Here is a 13720-nt window from a genome sequence, read left to right on the forward strand (position 1 = left end):
TGATTACGTCCAGTAGGCAGGCTTCCCGGCGCCTTGCGAGGCACGGCACCAGACGCCGCGGGCCTGACCGGCAAGATCCGAAAGACACGACCTAGCCGGCCGGGGTCCACCGAGCCCGGCCCGGCGGCAGCGCCGTGTCCGGATCCTCCGCACGCGAGTGGATCCGGACACGGCAGCTCCGCACCCCCGCCCACTGCCGAGTCGGCCACCGGGGTGCCGCTCGGCAACCGTCACGTCGGCCACCGGGGAGTCGCTCGGATCCGTCGGGAAGAGAGGGGCGGAGGCGTCCGAGGAAATTCGGGTGACGCCGCGGCCGGCGCCTCCTACGATCGGCCGCTGCCCCTGCCGCGCCCCTCCGATCGGTCCCGACGTGAAACGCCTCCTCCCCGCCGTGCTCCGCGACGAGCCGCAGTTCGCCCGCCTGTTCGCGGGACAGTCCCTGTCGGTGCTCGGCGACCGGGTGTCGATGGTCGCCGTGCCCTTCGCCGTGCTCGCCGTGGGAGGCTCCGCCTCCGACGTCGGGCTCGTGGCCGCGGCCGGCCTCGGCCCCATGCTCCTGTTCACCCTGGTGGGCGGCGTCTGGGCGGACCGCTTCCCCCGCCACCGCATCATGCTCCTCGCCGACCTCATCCGGTTCTTTGCCCAAGGGCTCATCGCCGCCCTGCTGCTCACCGACGCCGCCACCGTCGTGCACCTGGCCGCGCTCATGGCCGTGCTCGGAACGGCCGACGCCTTCTTCCAACCGGCAAGCACCGGCCTGACCCCGCTGGTCGTCGCACCCCACCGGCTGCGCGAGGCCAACGCCCTGCGCGGGTTCGTCCACTCCTCCGGACTGGTCCTCGGCCCCGTCGTCGCCGGCGGTCTCGTCGCCCTGGCCGGACCGGGCGGCGCGCTCGCCCTCGACGCCCTCACCTTCGCCGCCAGTGCGGCCTTCCTGCTCCGCCTCCGGCCGCGCAACGCCCCGCCCGGCGGCACGCCCACCGACGCGGGCGGCACCTTCCTCGGCGAACTCCGCGCGGGCTGGCAGCACGTGCGCAGCCGGACCTGGGTGTGGTCCGGCATGGCCGCCATGGGCGTCTACCACGTGGTCGTCCTGCCCTCGGTGTTCGTCCTGGGCCCGGTCCTCGCCACCGAGGAATGGGGCGGGGCCACCGGCTGGGCGGTGATCGTCGCCGCCTTCGGTATCGGCTCCGTCATCGGGGACGTGTGCGCCTACCGGCTCCGGTCCGCCCGCCCGATGGCCGTGGCCGCAGCGGCCCTGGCCGTCGCCTCCTGCCAGGCCGCGATCATCGGCTCGGGAGGATCCCTCGTCCTGATCGCCGCCCTCGAAGCGGTCACCGGCGTCGCCGTCTCCCTCTTCTTCGTCCTGTGGGAGACATCCCTGCAGACGCACGTCCCCGAACACGCCCTGTCCCGCGTCAGCTCCTACGACCACCTGCTCTCCTCGGGCCTCATGCCCCTCGGCCTGCTCCTCGCCGGCCCGGTGAGCCAGAGCTTCGGCACCCGCCCCGTCCTTTACGCGATGACGGCGATCGGTGTCCCGGCCGCCCTCGCCCTCCTCCTCGTCCCCGCCGTCCGCCGACTCCCCGCCGTCCCGACCCCGACCCCGGCTCCGCTGCCCGCACCCCACTGACCGCTCCCCGCATCCCCCGGCGAGAAGGCGAACGAACAGGGCGCTCCGATGACCGGAAAGCGACCGCCGTGGCCCGGTATCCGACCTTTACCGCCCTTCCGACTGCTGCCATGCTGACCGGGTTTGATCAGCCGAAGGAGGTAGTCGTTCCTTGTCCCGCATACCCAAGCTCGCGGCGGCCCTGACCACCGCACTCGTCCTGGTGTCCGGCACCGCTGTCTCGGCCTCGGCGGCACCCCCGGCGTCCCCCTCGCCCGCGTTATCCGAGGCCGCGGCCGTCACTCCGACCGACGGAACCTCCGGAACCGCCGAAGCCACCGGCAAGGTCGAGCCGGTCGCCTGGACCCCGTGCAACCCGGATCCCACCAAGCCCGACCCGAAGATCTACGACTGTGCCGTGTACCAGGTCCCCCTCGACTACGCGAAGCCGCGCGGCGAGACGATCGGGATCGCCATGATGCGGCGGCGGGCCGGCGACCCGGCCAAGCGCATCGGCTCGCTGTTCCTCAACCCCGGCGGCCCCGGCGGCAGCGGCTACCTGTGGGCCACCACCGCCCGCTTCGAGCCCCGCGTCACCGAGCACTTCGACCTCATCGGCTTCGACCCGCGCGGCGTGGCCCGCAGCAACCCGCTGCGCTGCTTCACCACCAACGAGGAAGCGGACGCGGTCTTCGGCCGCCAGACGCTCGTCCCCGTCACCCGCACCGAGATCGACGACACCCTCACCGCCTTCCGTGACTACACGGACGCCTGCGCCCGCACCGCCGGCCCGCTGCTGCGCCACATGTCCACCATGAACGTGGTGCGCGACCTGGACCGCATGCGCCAGGCCGTCGGCGACTCCCGACTCACCTTCGCCGGGTTCTCGTACGGCACCCTCATCGGCGCCACGTACGCCAACATGTACCCGGGCCGCGTCCGCGCCCTCGTCCTCGACGGGAACGTCGACCCGAACCTGCGGCTCCACGACGGCGTCGAGTACGACCGGCAGCGGGCCACCGGCGGGTTCGAGCTCGCGCTCGCCGAGTTCCTCAAGCGCTGCGAAGCGGCCGGCGAAAGCCGCTGCTCCTTCGCCGGCGGAGACCCGCGCGCCAAGTTCGACGCGATCCGCACCCACCTGCGCACCGGCTCCGTGACCCTGCCGACCGGGGAGCAGGTCACCCTGAGCACCTTCACCGGCCAGGTCGCGAACTCCCTGTACGCGCAGAGCCGGCTGGTCCCGCTGGCCAACGGACTCCAGGCGATCCACCGCATCATCGACCCGCGGGGCTCCTCGGCCGCCCGCACCAAGGAAGTCCCGGCGAACGCCGCCGCGCTGCTGGCCCGGCCCGCCCCGGCCGCCCTGCGCGAGGCCCCCACCGACACCCCGTACACGGCCGACGACTCGTACTACGGCGTGAACTGCCAGGACAAGCCGTACCCGGCCGCACCGAGGGCCTTCGCCCACCTGGCCCGCGCCTGGGAGAAGCAGGCCCCGACCTTCGGCCGCTACCAGGCCTTCGACGCGCCGCCGTGCGCGACCTGGCCCGTGCCCGCCCGCGAGGCCGAGCGCTACCGCGGCCCGTGGAACAAGCGGACCGCCCACCCGGTCCTGGTCGTCGGCAACACCTTCGACCCGGCCACGCAGTACCGGTTCTCGCAGAACATGGACCGCCAACTCGCCGACTCCGTACTCGTGACGGTCGACATGATCGAGCACTGCGCGGTCGGCCGGAGCAAGGAGCTGAACGCCCTCGTGACCGCGTACCTGGTCGACGGGACCGTCCCCCGCCGCGGTCAGGTCCTCCAGCCCGACGCCGAGGCCTTCCCGGCCCCGGCAGCGACCCCGGCTCCCGGCGCACCCCGGTCCTCCTGACGGCGCGCAACGCGCTGCGTCAGGTCGGCGCGACGGCGACCGGATCCGGTGGGGCCCGGTTGCCCCCGACCGTAGCGAAGGGCCCGACCCCGCGGAAGGCGAATTCCAGGGGTCGGGCCCTTCGGCCGTGGCCGGAGGGACGTTCAGGTCACCCCACGAGACGGTAGGCGTTGCTGATCGTCTGGCGGACGGTGTTGCCCTGCTTGTCCTTGAGGTCCACCCGGTAGGAGACGCCGCCGGCGGCCGCCGGGTGCTTGGCGGTCACCGAGCGGGCGCCCTTCGCGTCGGTGGCCACGGTCAGCGGCTGCCAGGTCCGGCCGTCGTCGTAGGAGACGTTCACGGTGAGGGCGGCGAGCTGCCCGGACGCGGCGGCGGCCCCGGCCACGTGCAGCGGCACCTTCAGGCTGCTGCCGGCCTTCGCGGTTCCGCTCAGGCTGAGCTGCGGCGAGAGCCGTACCGTCGACAGCGGGAGTCGGGCGCCCTGTTCGGGGGCCTTGCCCGAGGTGAAGGTCCAGACGCCGGTCACCTTCGTGCTGGTGGTGGTGTCCTTCGCGGAGCGGGTCGCCTCCTTGGTCAGCTTGTACACGGCCGAGGCGGCCGGGGCCTCCACGGTCAGCCACTCGTCGGGACCGGCCTGCCCCAGGGTCCGACCGCCGGACTCCAGCCGGGTGAAGCCACTGGTCGCCACGGGGGCGCCCGCGTGACCGGCGCCGTCCACGAACATCAGCGGGTTGGCGTCGATGGTGTTGCCGTAGCGGTTGGCCCCCTGTCGGTCGGGCGTCGCCGCCAGATCGGGCCCGACCACCCCCTTGCCGAACTCCAGGGTGTAGCGCCCGGCCGGCTTGTAGGTCACCGGCCCTTCGTTGTAGACGTTGCGCGCCGCACCCTGCGCGTCGGCCTGCGTGACCGTCCAGTTCCACTCCACGCCGGTGGTGCTCATGTACTGCGTGGAGGACAGCGGAAGGGCCCGCTGCATCGTGCTGATCGGGCCGGCGCTGAAACCGTCCGGCGCCGAGGCGGACATGTCCACCAGTCCCCGGGCGCCGGTGACGGACGCCCCCACCCCGAACTTCACCTCGGCGAGCTCGCCGAGCGCCACCGTACGGGTCAGGCCGGTGAACCAGCTGCCTTCGCGCAGGAAGGAGAGGCGGTAGTCCGTGGTCGGCGCGGCGGCGGACCGCCAGACGCCGGACAGCTGGGACTTCATGCCGGTGTCGGCGGCGCCGAGCGCGGCGGTCCGGAACTGCGTCGCCCCGTCGATGACCCAACTCCCGCTCACGATCGCGTCCGTGTCGTAGTAGCCGACCGTCGCGCTGACCAGCTTGGCGGCGCGGTCGGGAGCGGTGACGGCGAACGGCTTGGCCACGCGGGCGTCGAGGGTGACGGTGCTCTTCGCGGCCACCTTCAGGACGGGCTGGACGAAGACCGCCATGCGGTTCCCCCCACCCGGGCTCATGACCAGGCCCTCCAGCTGGTAGTCGCCCTTGGGCAGCCGCAGCACGGCCGTGCCGGACGCCTTGTAGGGCACCGACAAGCGCTCCTGGCCGTCACTGCCCGCCTTCGTGAGCTGGGTGGAGTAGTCGCCGGCCGGCTTGCCGGCGTCGTCGAGGTGCCGCACCGTCACGTCGTACGACTCGATCTCGCGGAGCACGGCCAGACCCGTCCGCACGGACTGGCCGCCACCGGCCGCGAGCACGGTGCCGCCGAAGGCCCCGTCCTTGGTGCCCTTGCGGGTGTCGACGGTGACGGTGGTCGCCGCCGTGCCGCCGGCCGGGACGGTCAGCTTGGCGTCCTTGACGGTGAACATCCCGGCGGGCGCCGGACGGCCCGCCGCGTCGGTGCCGGCCGCGGTCAGCGCGAGGGTGACGGCCTTGGTGCCCTGGTTCCGGTAGGTGAGGGTCTTCGCCACCGGCTTGTCGTCGGCGTGCGGCCACAGCTGCGTGCCGAAGTCGAGCGAGCCGGGCTCCGAGACGACGGAGGCGGTCAGCGCCCGGTTCATGTCCACCCGGCCGGCGCCCTGCTGGAGGGCGTTCAACTCGGGGCGCGGCGTGGCCGAACCGGTCAGCAGCGACTTCAGGCGCGCGCCGCTCCAGCCGGGGTGCTGCTGGAGCGCCAGCGCGGCCGCGCCCGCCACGTGCGGGGTGGCCATGGAGGTCCCGGACATGGAGACGTAGCCGGTGCCGCCGGTCTCCCCGCCCTGGGTGCTCGCGGCGGCCATGATGTCGACGCCGGGGGCCGTGAGGTCGGGCTTCGACAGCCCGGCGGCGGTCGGACCCCGGCTGGAGAACTCCGCGATCCGGTCCTTCTTGTCCACGGCGCCGACGGTCAGGGCCGCCGGGGCGCTGCCGGGCGAGGTGATCGTTCCGGGCTTGTCGCCCGTGTTGCCGGCCGCGATCACGAACAGGGCCTTGCCGGAGAGCTTGGCGACCGCCGCCTCCATCGGGTCGACCTCGGGCCCGTCACCAGCGACGATGCTCATGTTGACGATCTGCGCGCCCTGGTCCGTGGCCCACTGCATCCCGGCGACGATCTCGGACTCGCTGCCGAAGCCGTCGTCGCCGAGGACCTTGCCGTCGAGCAGCTTCGCGCCGGGTGCGACGCCCTTGTACGTGCCGCCGGACTTGGCGCCCGAGCCGGCGACGGTGGAGGCCACGTGCGTGCCGTGGCCGTGCCGGTCCTTGCTGTCGGGCGAGCTGCTGAAGTTCTTCTCGGCCACCTCCACGCCCTTGAGGTCGGGGTGGGTCTGGTCGACGCCGGTGTCCAGCACCGCGACCTTGACGCCCTTGCCGGTCCAGCCGGCCTTCCACATCGCGGGCGCGCCGATCTGCGGGACGCTCTTGTCGAGGGCCGTGCGCACCCTGCCGTCCAGCCACAGCCGGGCCACGGGCGCCGTCGCCCGGGACGCCGTCTTCGCGCGCGGGGGTCCCACCACCTGCGACCACAGGCCGCCGGCACCCGACTTGGGCGTCTCGAACGCCTCCCCGTCCACGGCGGGCAGCGCCCGCCGGTCCCGCGCCGAGCCGGCCACCACCGAGCCGAAGGCACTGGGGACCCGGGCCCCAGCGCCGTCTCGCTTGTACGAGACGACCAGCGGCAGGGTGCCACGGTGCGCGTCGTCGTACCCGGCCGCCACCAGCCCGGCCACGTCGAACAGCCGCCGGTCCACGACCCCTTCGTCCAGCAGGCGCAGAGCGTCCCGCGGGATCACGTACGTGTGCCCGGGCGTCCGCCGGATCGTCAGGGGCACGCTCTCGCGGCCCTTCGCGCGGTCGACCCGCAGGACCGAACCGTCCGCCGCCACGGCCACCCGGTCACCGGTGATCAACGTGACGGTCGCCGCGGGAGCCGCCGCGGCCCTCTTCCCCTGGTGGCCGGCGGGCCCCGTCGCCGACGGCTGCCCCTGGGCCACCGCCGTCCCCGCGATCATCGCCGCCGCCACCGTGGCGGCGAGCGCCGCCGTCCTCACTTTCGACACAGGTACCACCTGTGATCCCCCACTCCCGTGCACATGCCACAACGTTCTCCCGTATCACGCGAAAGGAGGCGTTTCGGTTCTCCGGTTCGGCGACGGGATCGATCACGGGTCGAGCACAGGGTTGATCACGGGGTTGATCACGGGGTCGATCGCGGCCGTCGGGGAGTCGTCCAGCCTGCTCGGATGAAGGATCAGGGGGATTTCCGGGTCGGTGACGTGCTGTCGGTCGGGTGCCCGTTCACGCCCGCCCGGGTCGAGCGGGTCGTTCCGGGGGATCACGTGGCGGTGCGGTGGCCGTGGTGGCAGATCGACGGCACGGGGGAGTTCGGACAGTGGGACGGGGTCGTGGTGCTCGGCGTGGGCGGCAGCGGGCACCCGACGCCCGAGGCGGCGGGCGAACTGTTCCGCACGGACCCGCCGCCCGACCGGCTGAAGGCGGGGGACGTCTGCCGGGTCGGAGTGCCCCCCACCGTCGTGCACGTCACCGCCGTCGACGACCACGACCCCCCGCTGAAAACGGTCTGGCTGCCCCGCCCCACCCGGACCGTGACCGTGCTGCGCCGGGGCCTGTCCCCCGACGCGTTCCCGGACGACGGCCACCTGGACGGCCCGGGGTTCACCGTCCATCCCGGCGACGGCATCCCCTTCACCTTCGAACGGCTGATGCGGCCGTACGAGGCCCTCCAGCCCGGCGACGAGGTCGGCGACGGCCGTGCCTGGCGGTTCGACGGCCCGTGGGACTGGACCGCCTTCGACGGAGCACCGGCGGCCGGCGGACCCGCCTGGCCGCTCGTCGGCCTCACCCGCGCGGGGACGTGCTGCTCCGTCGAGGAGGCGGCGGCGGTGGCAGCGAGCACGGCGAACGGCTCGCACGGGGAGACGCTCCGCGCGTGGACGGCCCTCACCGCGACCTCGCCCACACCCTGATCCGTCACCACACCGGCCCGACCACGTGGGTAGGGTGGGCCGATGGAACCGCGCATCAGTCTGATCACACTGGGTGTTTCCGACCTCGGGCGTGCCAGGTCGTTCTACGAGGCCCTGGGGTGGAAGGGGCAGACGGTCGAGGAGACCGTGTTCTTCCAGGCGGGCGGCCTCGTGCTGACCCTGTGGGATCGCGGCAAGCTCGCACGTGACTGCGGTCTCGAAGAGCACGGGCCGACCGGCTTCGGTGGGATCGCGCTCGCTCACAACGTGCGCTCCGCGGCCGAAGTCGACGAGCTCATCGAGACCGCTCGGCGCGCGGGTGCCACGGTCACGCGCCCGGCGGCCACGACGTTCTACGGCGGCTACGCGGGAGTCTTCGTCGACCCCGACGGCCACGCCTGGGAAATCGCCCACAACCCCGGATTCCACCTCGCGGCGGACGGCTCCCTCACCGTCCCCGACTTCGGCAGCCCGTAGGACCCACCGTCTCCCCGCGCCCGTGAGCCCACTGCGAAGCGACGCGAACCGGGCGGGCCCGTCGGCGCGGAACGCCCTTCGAACCCGCTCGGCCCGGCGCGCGCGGTGGCGCTGCCGGGGCGTGGGGCGGTGAGGGCGCTAGCCTCGCTTCCGATCGGACCGGATCCGGTGGGGCGTCTCGCCCCCGGATCCGGCCGGTGAGCCGCCGAACCGTAGGGGAGTTCTGCCATGACGTGGGGCCAGTACCGTCCGTGCACCGCCGAAGACAGGAAGACGTTCCTGGCCGTGCCGGGCATCGTCGACTACGTGACGCGGGGGTTGAAGTTCACCGGCCAGGTGGACATCGTCCCCGAGGCCGTGCGCCGTGACACCGCCGAGCCGGGGCGGCTGCAGTACCTGGTCATGGGCGGGCAGCCGTCCGTCGAAGCCGACGAGGACAACCGCGAGGGGTACGCGTTCGTCACGAACGGCACCATCGCCGCCGAGTTCAAGGCGATCGTCCTGCCGACCCTGAGCTGACCCCGCCCCCTGCGGCCGCGCGGTGCGTACCCTCCCGCTCAGTCGGGCCGGTGGGCCCAGTGGTCGGCCCAGGCGCGGGAGGCGGTGAGTTGGCGTTCCACGTCCGTGGCCCCGGACTCGCGCCACGCCTCCCAGTAGCGGGCTTCGGCCTCGGTGAACACGGCGAGGGCCTCGCGGGGGGCGCGGGCGAAGGCGGGGACGGTGGAGGTCCGGGCGGCGGCCTCCTCGGGGGACTGTCGGCCGTCGCAGACGAGGCGGAACCCCCAGAGGGCGGTGTCCGTCCAGGCGGGTCCGCGGGCCGCCCACGCCCAGTCCACGAGCCAGGCCTTGCCGTCGGTGTCGGGGAGGAAGTTGGTGGAGGCGGGATCGCCGTGGACGAGGTGGTCGCCGGTGAGCAGCGCCTCGTCCCCAGGGGCGCAGAATTCGCCCCAGCGCTCCCACACGGTGGCTTCGAGGTCGGGTGGGGCGAGGGTGGTGCTCAGGGCGCGCAGGGTGGTGGCTACGGGCTCCAGGTATTCGCTGCCGGATTCGAAATAGGCCCAGCCGGCCTCGGGGGTGATGCCTTCGAAGCCGAGGAGGGTCCAGCCGCCCACCGCCAGGTGCCACAGGAGGCGGGGGGCGAGGTCGGGCAGGTGCGGCCCGATGCGGGCCTCCGCAGCCAGTTCGTCGCCGTGGTCGTGCCCTTCGGGAAGGCCCTTGACGAAGACCCGGGTGCCGGTGGGAGTGGTCAGGACGGCGCTGAGCTCGGCGCCGTTGCCGTAGGCGGCGTCCTCGGCGGTGAAGTCGCCGACGCGTGCGGCGACGGCGGCCAGGACGGCGGGCGGCAGGTTCGCGAACGACACGCGGGTGGTGTTCATCGGGGCCTGCGCGGGGGGTTCGGCGGCAGCGGATTCGGCTTCGGGTCGGGCCGGGGCGCCGGGGGTGTGGTCCTCGGCCCGGCGGGCGGCTTGCGCACTTCGGTGGCCATGCCCGGCACCGTACCGGCGCGCAGCCGAGGACGACGCCGGGAACGAGAAACCCGACCGCCCGCCCGTCGTCCGTGCACGTTCCGTGCCGTCCGAGCGGCCTCAGGTTCCGAAGAGTCGTTCTCCGAGGCTGCTTCCCGGTGGCGCGCCGGGGAGGGCGAAGTACACGCCGGATCCCTCGTGCACCGTGAACTTCCCCAGGGCGTCCGAGGCGGCCAGCCGCTCCTGTACCCGCACGAAGATCGCCGGGTCCTTCATGTAGGCCAGGAAGAGCAGCCCTTGGTCCTGCGGGCCGTCGCGGTAGGAGTAGCCCCGGCGCAGCATCCGGGCCCCGCCGTCGAGGCGGGAGTGGGCCAGCCGGACGTGCGCGTCGGCGGGGAGGACGTAACGCCCCTCCGGGGTCTTGGCGAACAGGTCGATCGGCTCGTGCTCCTCGTCGTGGCCGAGCGGGGCGCCGCTGGCCCGGTGCCGACCGATGATCGCCTCCTGGCGGGACGGTGACAGCGCGGCGAACCGGTCCACGAGCAGGCGGATCCGGCGCACGACCAGATAGCTGCCGTCCCGATCGGCGCCGGAGGGAACCCACACCCAGCGTTCGGATTCGGCCGGTGTCGGATTGACGGTGCCGTCCTTGAAGCCCAGGAGGTTGCGCGGGGTCCGACCTGCCCCGTGGTCGGGCAGGAAGCCCACTTGCCGCCACCGGGGCCGCAGTACGCCACGGCCGAGCCCGGTCAGCCCGTCCACGGCCCGGCCCGCCGCGTCCGCCCCGGGCGCCCCCATCTGGACCACGAGGTCCCCACCGCTCCAACGGTCGGCCAGCCGGTCCCCGGGGAAGGCGGGCAGCTCCCTGAGCAGCGCGGGTGCCCGTACGCCCACCTTCGCCGGCAATCCGGGGCCGATCCCGACCGTCGCCTCCAGGCCGGGCCGCGCCGCCGTCTCGGCGGCCAGGTACTTCGTCCAGGCCACGAGGACCGTACGCAGCCGTGCCGCGCCGGCCGCCCCGCGCACACCGGGGTCCAGATCGAACGCGACGACCGACACCCGGGCGGTCTGCGCCGTCCGGATGCCCGCCTGCCGCGCCCCGTGGAAGCCGCGGGCCGATTCCGGGCCGGAGGCCGCCGAGGAGCGCTTGCCCCTCGCGCCCGCCGCCCCCGCGACCCTGGCCGCCCCGCCGCTCGGCGCCGCGCACCCGCCCCCGGCTGTCGCACCGCCGCACGCCAGAGCTGCGCCGGCAGCCGCGAGCAGGGCACGGCGGCCAGAGCCAGTGCCAGTGTCGGTGCCGGGTTCTGGGCCGAGGACGTCGGACATCGCGAGCGCTCCGGATGTGCGGGCGAGGGCAGGAAGGGACAGGGGGAGGACAGCAAGACGCCGTGAGGGACAAGGGAGGCGAGCGGAGGAGGGGGCTCAGACGCTACAGCTTCCGCTCATGCGCATCACAGAAACGATCCCCTCCGCGTACCGCCGTCGAGCCACCGGACCCGGTACGCGAATCCTCCGCGGCCTCGCCGTACTGCTGCTGGTCACCGCCGTCGGGTGCGGTGCACCTCCGTCCGTACGGCCCGCGCCGGGCCCCGCCGGCCACGCCGTCATCCGGGTGCCCGAGCACGCGTCGTCCATCCAGCGGGCCGTCGACTCCGCTCGACCGGGTGACCTCGTGCTGGTCCATCCGGGTGTTTACCGGGAGAGCGTCGTGATCCGGACGCCCGGCGTGGTGCTGCGCGGCACCGACCGGAACACCACCGTGATCGACGGCGAGTTCCGCCGCTCCAACGGCATCACGGTGACCGGTGCCCGGTCCGTCGTCGAGAACCTGACCGTCCGCAACCACCTCGCCAACGGCGTGCTGTTCACCGGCGTCACCGACGAGACCCTCCAGTCCCGGGGCGGCGGCGGACACGGCTACGACCCCCTGGACACCGCGAAGTTCCCGGCGCTCGCCGGCTTCAGGGCCTCCTACGTCACCGCCTACAACAACGCCCTGTACGGGATCTACGCCTTCGACGCCCGCAACGGCGTCATCGAGCACTCCTACGCCTCCGGACACGCGGACTCCGGCATCTACGTCGGCCAGTGCCGCCCCTGCGCCACCGTCGTGCGGCACAACACCGTGGAACGCAACGCCGTGGGCATGGAGGTCACCAACGCCTCCCGGGAGCTGTACTTCCTCGGCAACACCATCCGCTCCAACCGGGTGGGGATGACCGTCAACTCCAACGACATCGAAGCCCTCGCTCCCCAGCACGGCGCGTTCGTCGTCGGCAACACAGTCACCGCCAACAACGCCTCCGACACCCCCGAGCAGGCCGACGGAGGATTCGGCATCGGGATCGCCGTCGGGGGAGGAACAGACAACGTGTTCGAGCGCAACGAGGTCACGGGCAACCGCGTGGCGGGGTTCCTGCTGACTGACGTACAGGGGTACCCGGTGCGCGCCAACACGGTGCGCGGCAACCGTGTCACCGGCAACGGCACCGACCTGGCGCTGCGCACCGACGCCGGTACGGACAACTGCTTCTCGGGCAACGGCGAGTCGACGACGGCCCCGCGCGGCCTCGCGGCGGCGGCCGGGTGCGCCGGGACCGGTGGCGGCGGGACCGGTGTCGGCGGCCGGACGCCCGCGGGCGCGGCCGGGCCCGTTCCGCCGCCGGTCGCGGCCCCGCCGGGACTCTCGTTCAAGCGCGTGGTCCCGCCGCGGCGGCAGCCGTCGATGCGGGACGCCGGGACCGTCGCTCCCGTACCCGCCGCCGGCCTGCCCGGCGTCGTACGGCTCGCGGCCTTCCCCCTGCCGGGCCGGTCCTCGACCTCGTCGGTTCAGCGCTGAGACCCGCGCCGCTGCCACGGGGTGTCCGGCACCGCGAGACGGGAGGCCGTCCGCCCGGCCTCGATCACGGAGGGCACGGCCTGCCCCGCGGGACGCACCTCGACCTGCCGCAGCGTGCCGTCCGCGTCCACCCAGTAGGTCAGCGGCGAACGCCCGGTGGCGGGCCGCCCGGCCCGCGACGGCGCGCCCCCGGCCGGAACCCCGCTTCCGGCCGGGACCGATCCCACGACGGCCGGGGACGCGACCGCACCCCCGCCCGCCGTGGCGGGCGACGCGGCCGAGACCGGGGGAGTGTCCGAGACCGGGGAGGTGGTCGAGGCGGCGCGGGCGGCAGCCGGCCGGGGGCCGGAGAAGACGCCGAACTCGCGCCCCTCCAGATCCTCGTTCCGCAGCCACATCGCGCCGTTCTGCGCCAGCAGTTGGGCGTTCTCGGGGCGGTCCGCCCCCATGTTCATCACCAACCGCAGCGCGAGGTCGAAGGGGTCGGCGGTGTAGCGGCGCGGTGACCAGGCGCCGGGACCCAGCTCGCGCACGGCGCGCACCGCGGCCGCCGCGCCGGAGGCCCCCCGCCCCGTCCCGGCCAGGGCGAGCCCGGACGCGTCCCAGGCGACGAGTCCCCCCGCGCTGCCGCCGTCCGCACGGCCCCCGGACGGGACGATCCGGTAGGTGCCCACGGCACGGTGCTCGCGGTAGTCCACCACCGCTTCGACCTCGATCGTGCCGTCGCCCATCGGGGCCCGGACGACCACGGGCACCGGGCTGCGCTCGTACATGCCGAACCGGGCCAGGGCCAGGCGACGCGCCTCGTCGCCGGTGACCGGCCGCGGCCCGCCGTCCGGGACGAGGGCCCATGCGGACACGGCCGCCGCGGCGATCACCGCGGCGGCCGTACCGCGGAGGAGGGCACCGCGCCGGGCATCGGGGAATCGCAGCTTCATGGCAGGTTCTCCTTGAGGTCGGAGGGACGAAAGGAGCCCGGGGTGCGGGCTGCCGGGGGGTGCGAACACCCACCACGGGGGGGGGAGGGGGTGGGATAGGGAGAAGAGGG

General features: G+C 73.9%; 10 protein-coding genes. 6 read left to right on the forward strand and 4 right to left on the reverse strand.

Translation table 11 applies throughout. The annotated features are described in order from the left end of the window. Nucleotides 1–370 precede the first annotated feature (370 nt). Together ABTZ17_RS32945 and ABTZ17_RS32950 are read left to right on the forward strand one after the other, a co-directional pair. On the forward strand, nt 371–1633 hold the full coding sequence (locus tag ABTZ17_RS32945) for an MFS transporter (protein ID WP_352199471.1): 1263 nt from the start codon (nt 371–373) through the stop codon (nt 1631–1633). A 151-nt stretch (nt 1634–1784) separates the two neighbouring features. Beyond that, nucleotides 1785–3488, forward strand: coding sequence for an alpha/beta fold hydrolase (locus tag ABTZ17_RS32950; protein ID WP_352199472.1), 1704 nt, complete (start codon nt 1785–1787; stop codon nt 3486–3488). A gap of 148 nt (nt 3489–3636) precedes the next feature. Here ABTZ17_RS32950 and ABTZ17_RS32955 read toward each other — a convergent pair whose 3' ends face one another. Then, nucleotides 3637–6963 (reverse strand): S8 family serine peptidase, encoded by a 3327-nt coding sequence (locus tag ABTZ17_RS32955; protein WP_352199473.1) that lies wholly within the window; start codon nt 6961–6963, stop codon nt 3637–3639. A gap of 183 nt (nt 6964–7146) precedes the next feature. Here ABTZ17_RS32955 and ABTZ17_RS32960 point away from each other — a divergent pair, with 183 nt between their 5' ends. The 3 genes from ABTZ17_RS32960 (at nt 7147) to ABTZ17_RS32970 (ending at nt 8886) form a co-directional block, all read left to right on the forward strand. Next, nucleotides 7147–7890 (forward strand): hypothetical protein, encoded by a 744-nt coding sequence (locus ABTZ17_RS32960; protein WP_352199474.1) that lies wholly within the window; start codon nt 7147–7149, stop codon nt 7888–7890. 42 nt (nt 7891–7932) lie between these two features. Next, on the forward strand, nt 7933–8367 hold the full coding sequence (locus tag ABTZ17_RS32965; protein WP_352199475.1) for a VOC family protein: 435 nt from the start codon (nt 7933–7935) through the stop codon (nt 8365–8367). 228 nt (nt 8368–8595) lie between these two features. Further along, nucleotides 8596–8886, forward strand: coding sequence for a hypothetical protein (locus tag ABTZ17_RS32970; protein ID WP_352199476.1), 291 nt, complete (start codon nt 8596–8598; stop codon nt 8884–8886). A gap of 38 nt (nt 8887–8924) precedes the next feature. On the opposite strand, the gene ABTZ17_RS32975 is transcribed toward ABTZ17_RS32970, so the two are convergent. Then, nucleotides 8925–9743, reverse strand: a complete 819-nt coding sequence (locus ABTZ17_RS32975) for an aminoglycoside phosphotransferase (RefSeq protein WP_352199477.1) — start codon at nt 9741–9743, stop codon at nt 8925–8927. 210 nt (nt 9744–9953) lie between these two features. After that, the gene (locus tag ABTZ17_RS32980) at nt 9954–11159 is read right to left on the reverse strand and encodes a Dyp-type peroxidase (protein ID WP_352199478.1); all 1206 of its coding nucleotides are present in this window, start codon (nt 11157–11159) and stop codon (nt 9954–9956) included. 118 nt (nt 11160–11277) lie between these two features. Between ABTZ17_RS32980 and ABTZ17_RS32985 the strand changes: the two genes are divergently transcribed. Beyond that, nucleotides 11278–12672, forward strand: coding sequence for a right-handed parallel beta-helix repeat-containing protein (locus ABTZ17_RS32985; RefSeq protein ID WP_352199479.1), 1395 nt, complete (start codon nt 11278–11280; stop codon nt 12670–12672). Here ABTZ17_RS32985 and ABTZ17_RS32990 read toward each other — a convergent pair. Next, a complete protein-coding gene (locus ABTZ17_RS32990) occupies nt 12663–13610 on the reverse strand; it encodes a hypothetical protein (RefSeq protein WP_352199480.1) in 948 nt (315 codons plus the stop codon). The two genes, ABTZ17_RS32985 and ABTZ17_RS32990, sit on opposite strands and share 10 nt — an antisense overlap. Nucleotides 13611–13720 lie beyond the last annotated feature (110 nt).

It is taken from the genome of Streptomyces sp. NPDC097619 (assembly GCF_040302735.1).
Taxonomy (GTDB): domain Bacteria; phylum Actinomycetota; class Actinomycetes; order Streptomycetales; family Streptomycetaceae; genus Streptomyces.

What these genes read in the sequence shown, in the direction of transcription:
- ABTZ17_RS32960 (WP_352199474.1), top strand. Translation starts at nt 7,147, where the DNA reads ATGAAGGATCAGGGGGATTTCCGGGTCGGTGACGTGCTGTCGGTCGGG.
- ABTZ17_RS32965 (WP_352199475.1), top strand. Translation starts at nt 7,933, where the DNA reads ATGGAACCGCGCATCAGTCTGATCACACTGGGTGTTTCCGACCTCGGG.
- ABTZ17_RS32970 (WP_352199476.1), top strand. Translation starts at nt 8,596, where the DNA reads ATGACGTGGGGCCAGTACCGTCCGTGCACCGCCGAAGACAGGAAGACG.
- ABTZ17_RS32975 (WP_352199477.1), bottom strand. Translation starts at nt 9,743, where the DNA reads ATGAACACCACCCGCGTGTCGTTCGCGAACCTGCCGCCCGCCGTCCTG.
- ABTZ17_RS32980 (WP_352199478.1), bottom strand. Translation starts at nt 11,159, where the DNA reads ATGTCCGACGTCCTCGGCCCAGAACCCGGCACCGACACTGGCACTGGC.
- ABTZ17_RS32985 (WP_352199479.1), top strand. Translation starts at nt 11,278, where the DNA reads ATGCGCATCACAGAAACGATCCCCTCCGCGTACCGCCGTCGAGCCACC.
- ABTZ17_RS32990 (WP_352199480.1), bottom strand. Translation starts at nt 13,610, where the DNA reads ATGAAGCTGCGATTCCCCGATGCCCGGCGCGGTGCCCTCCTCCGCGGT.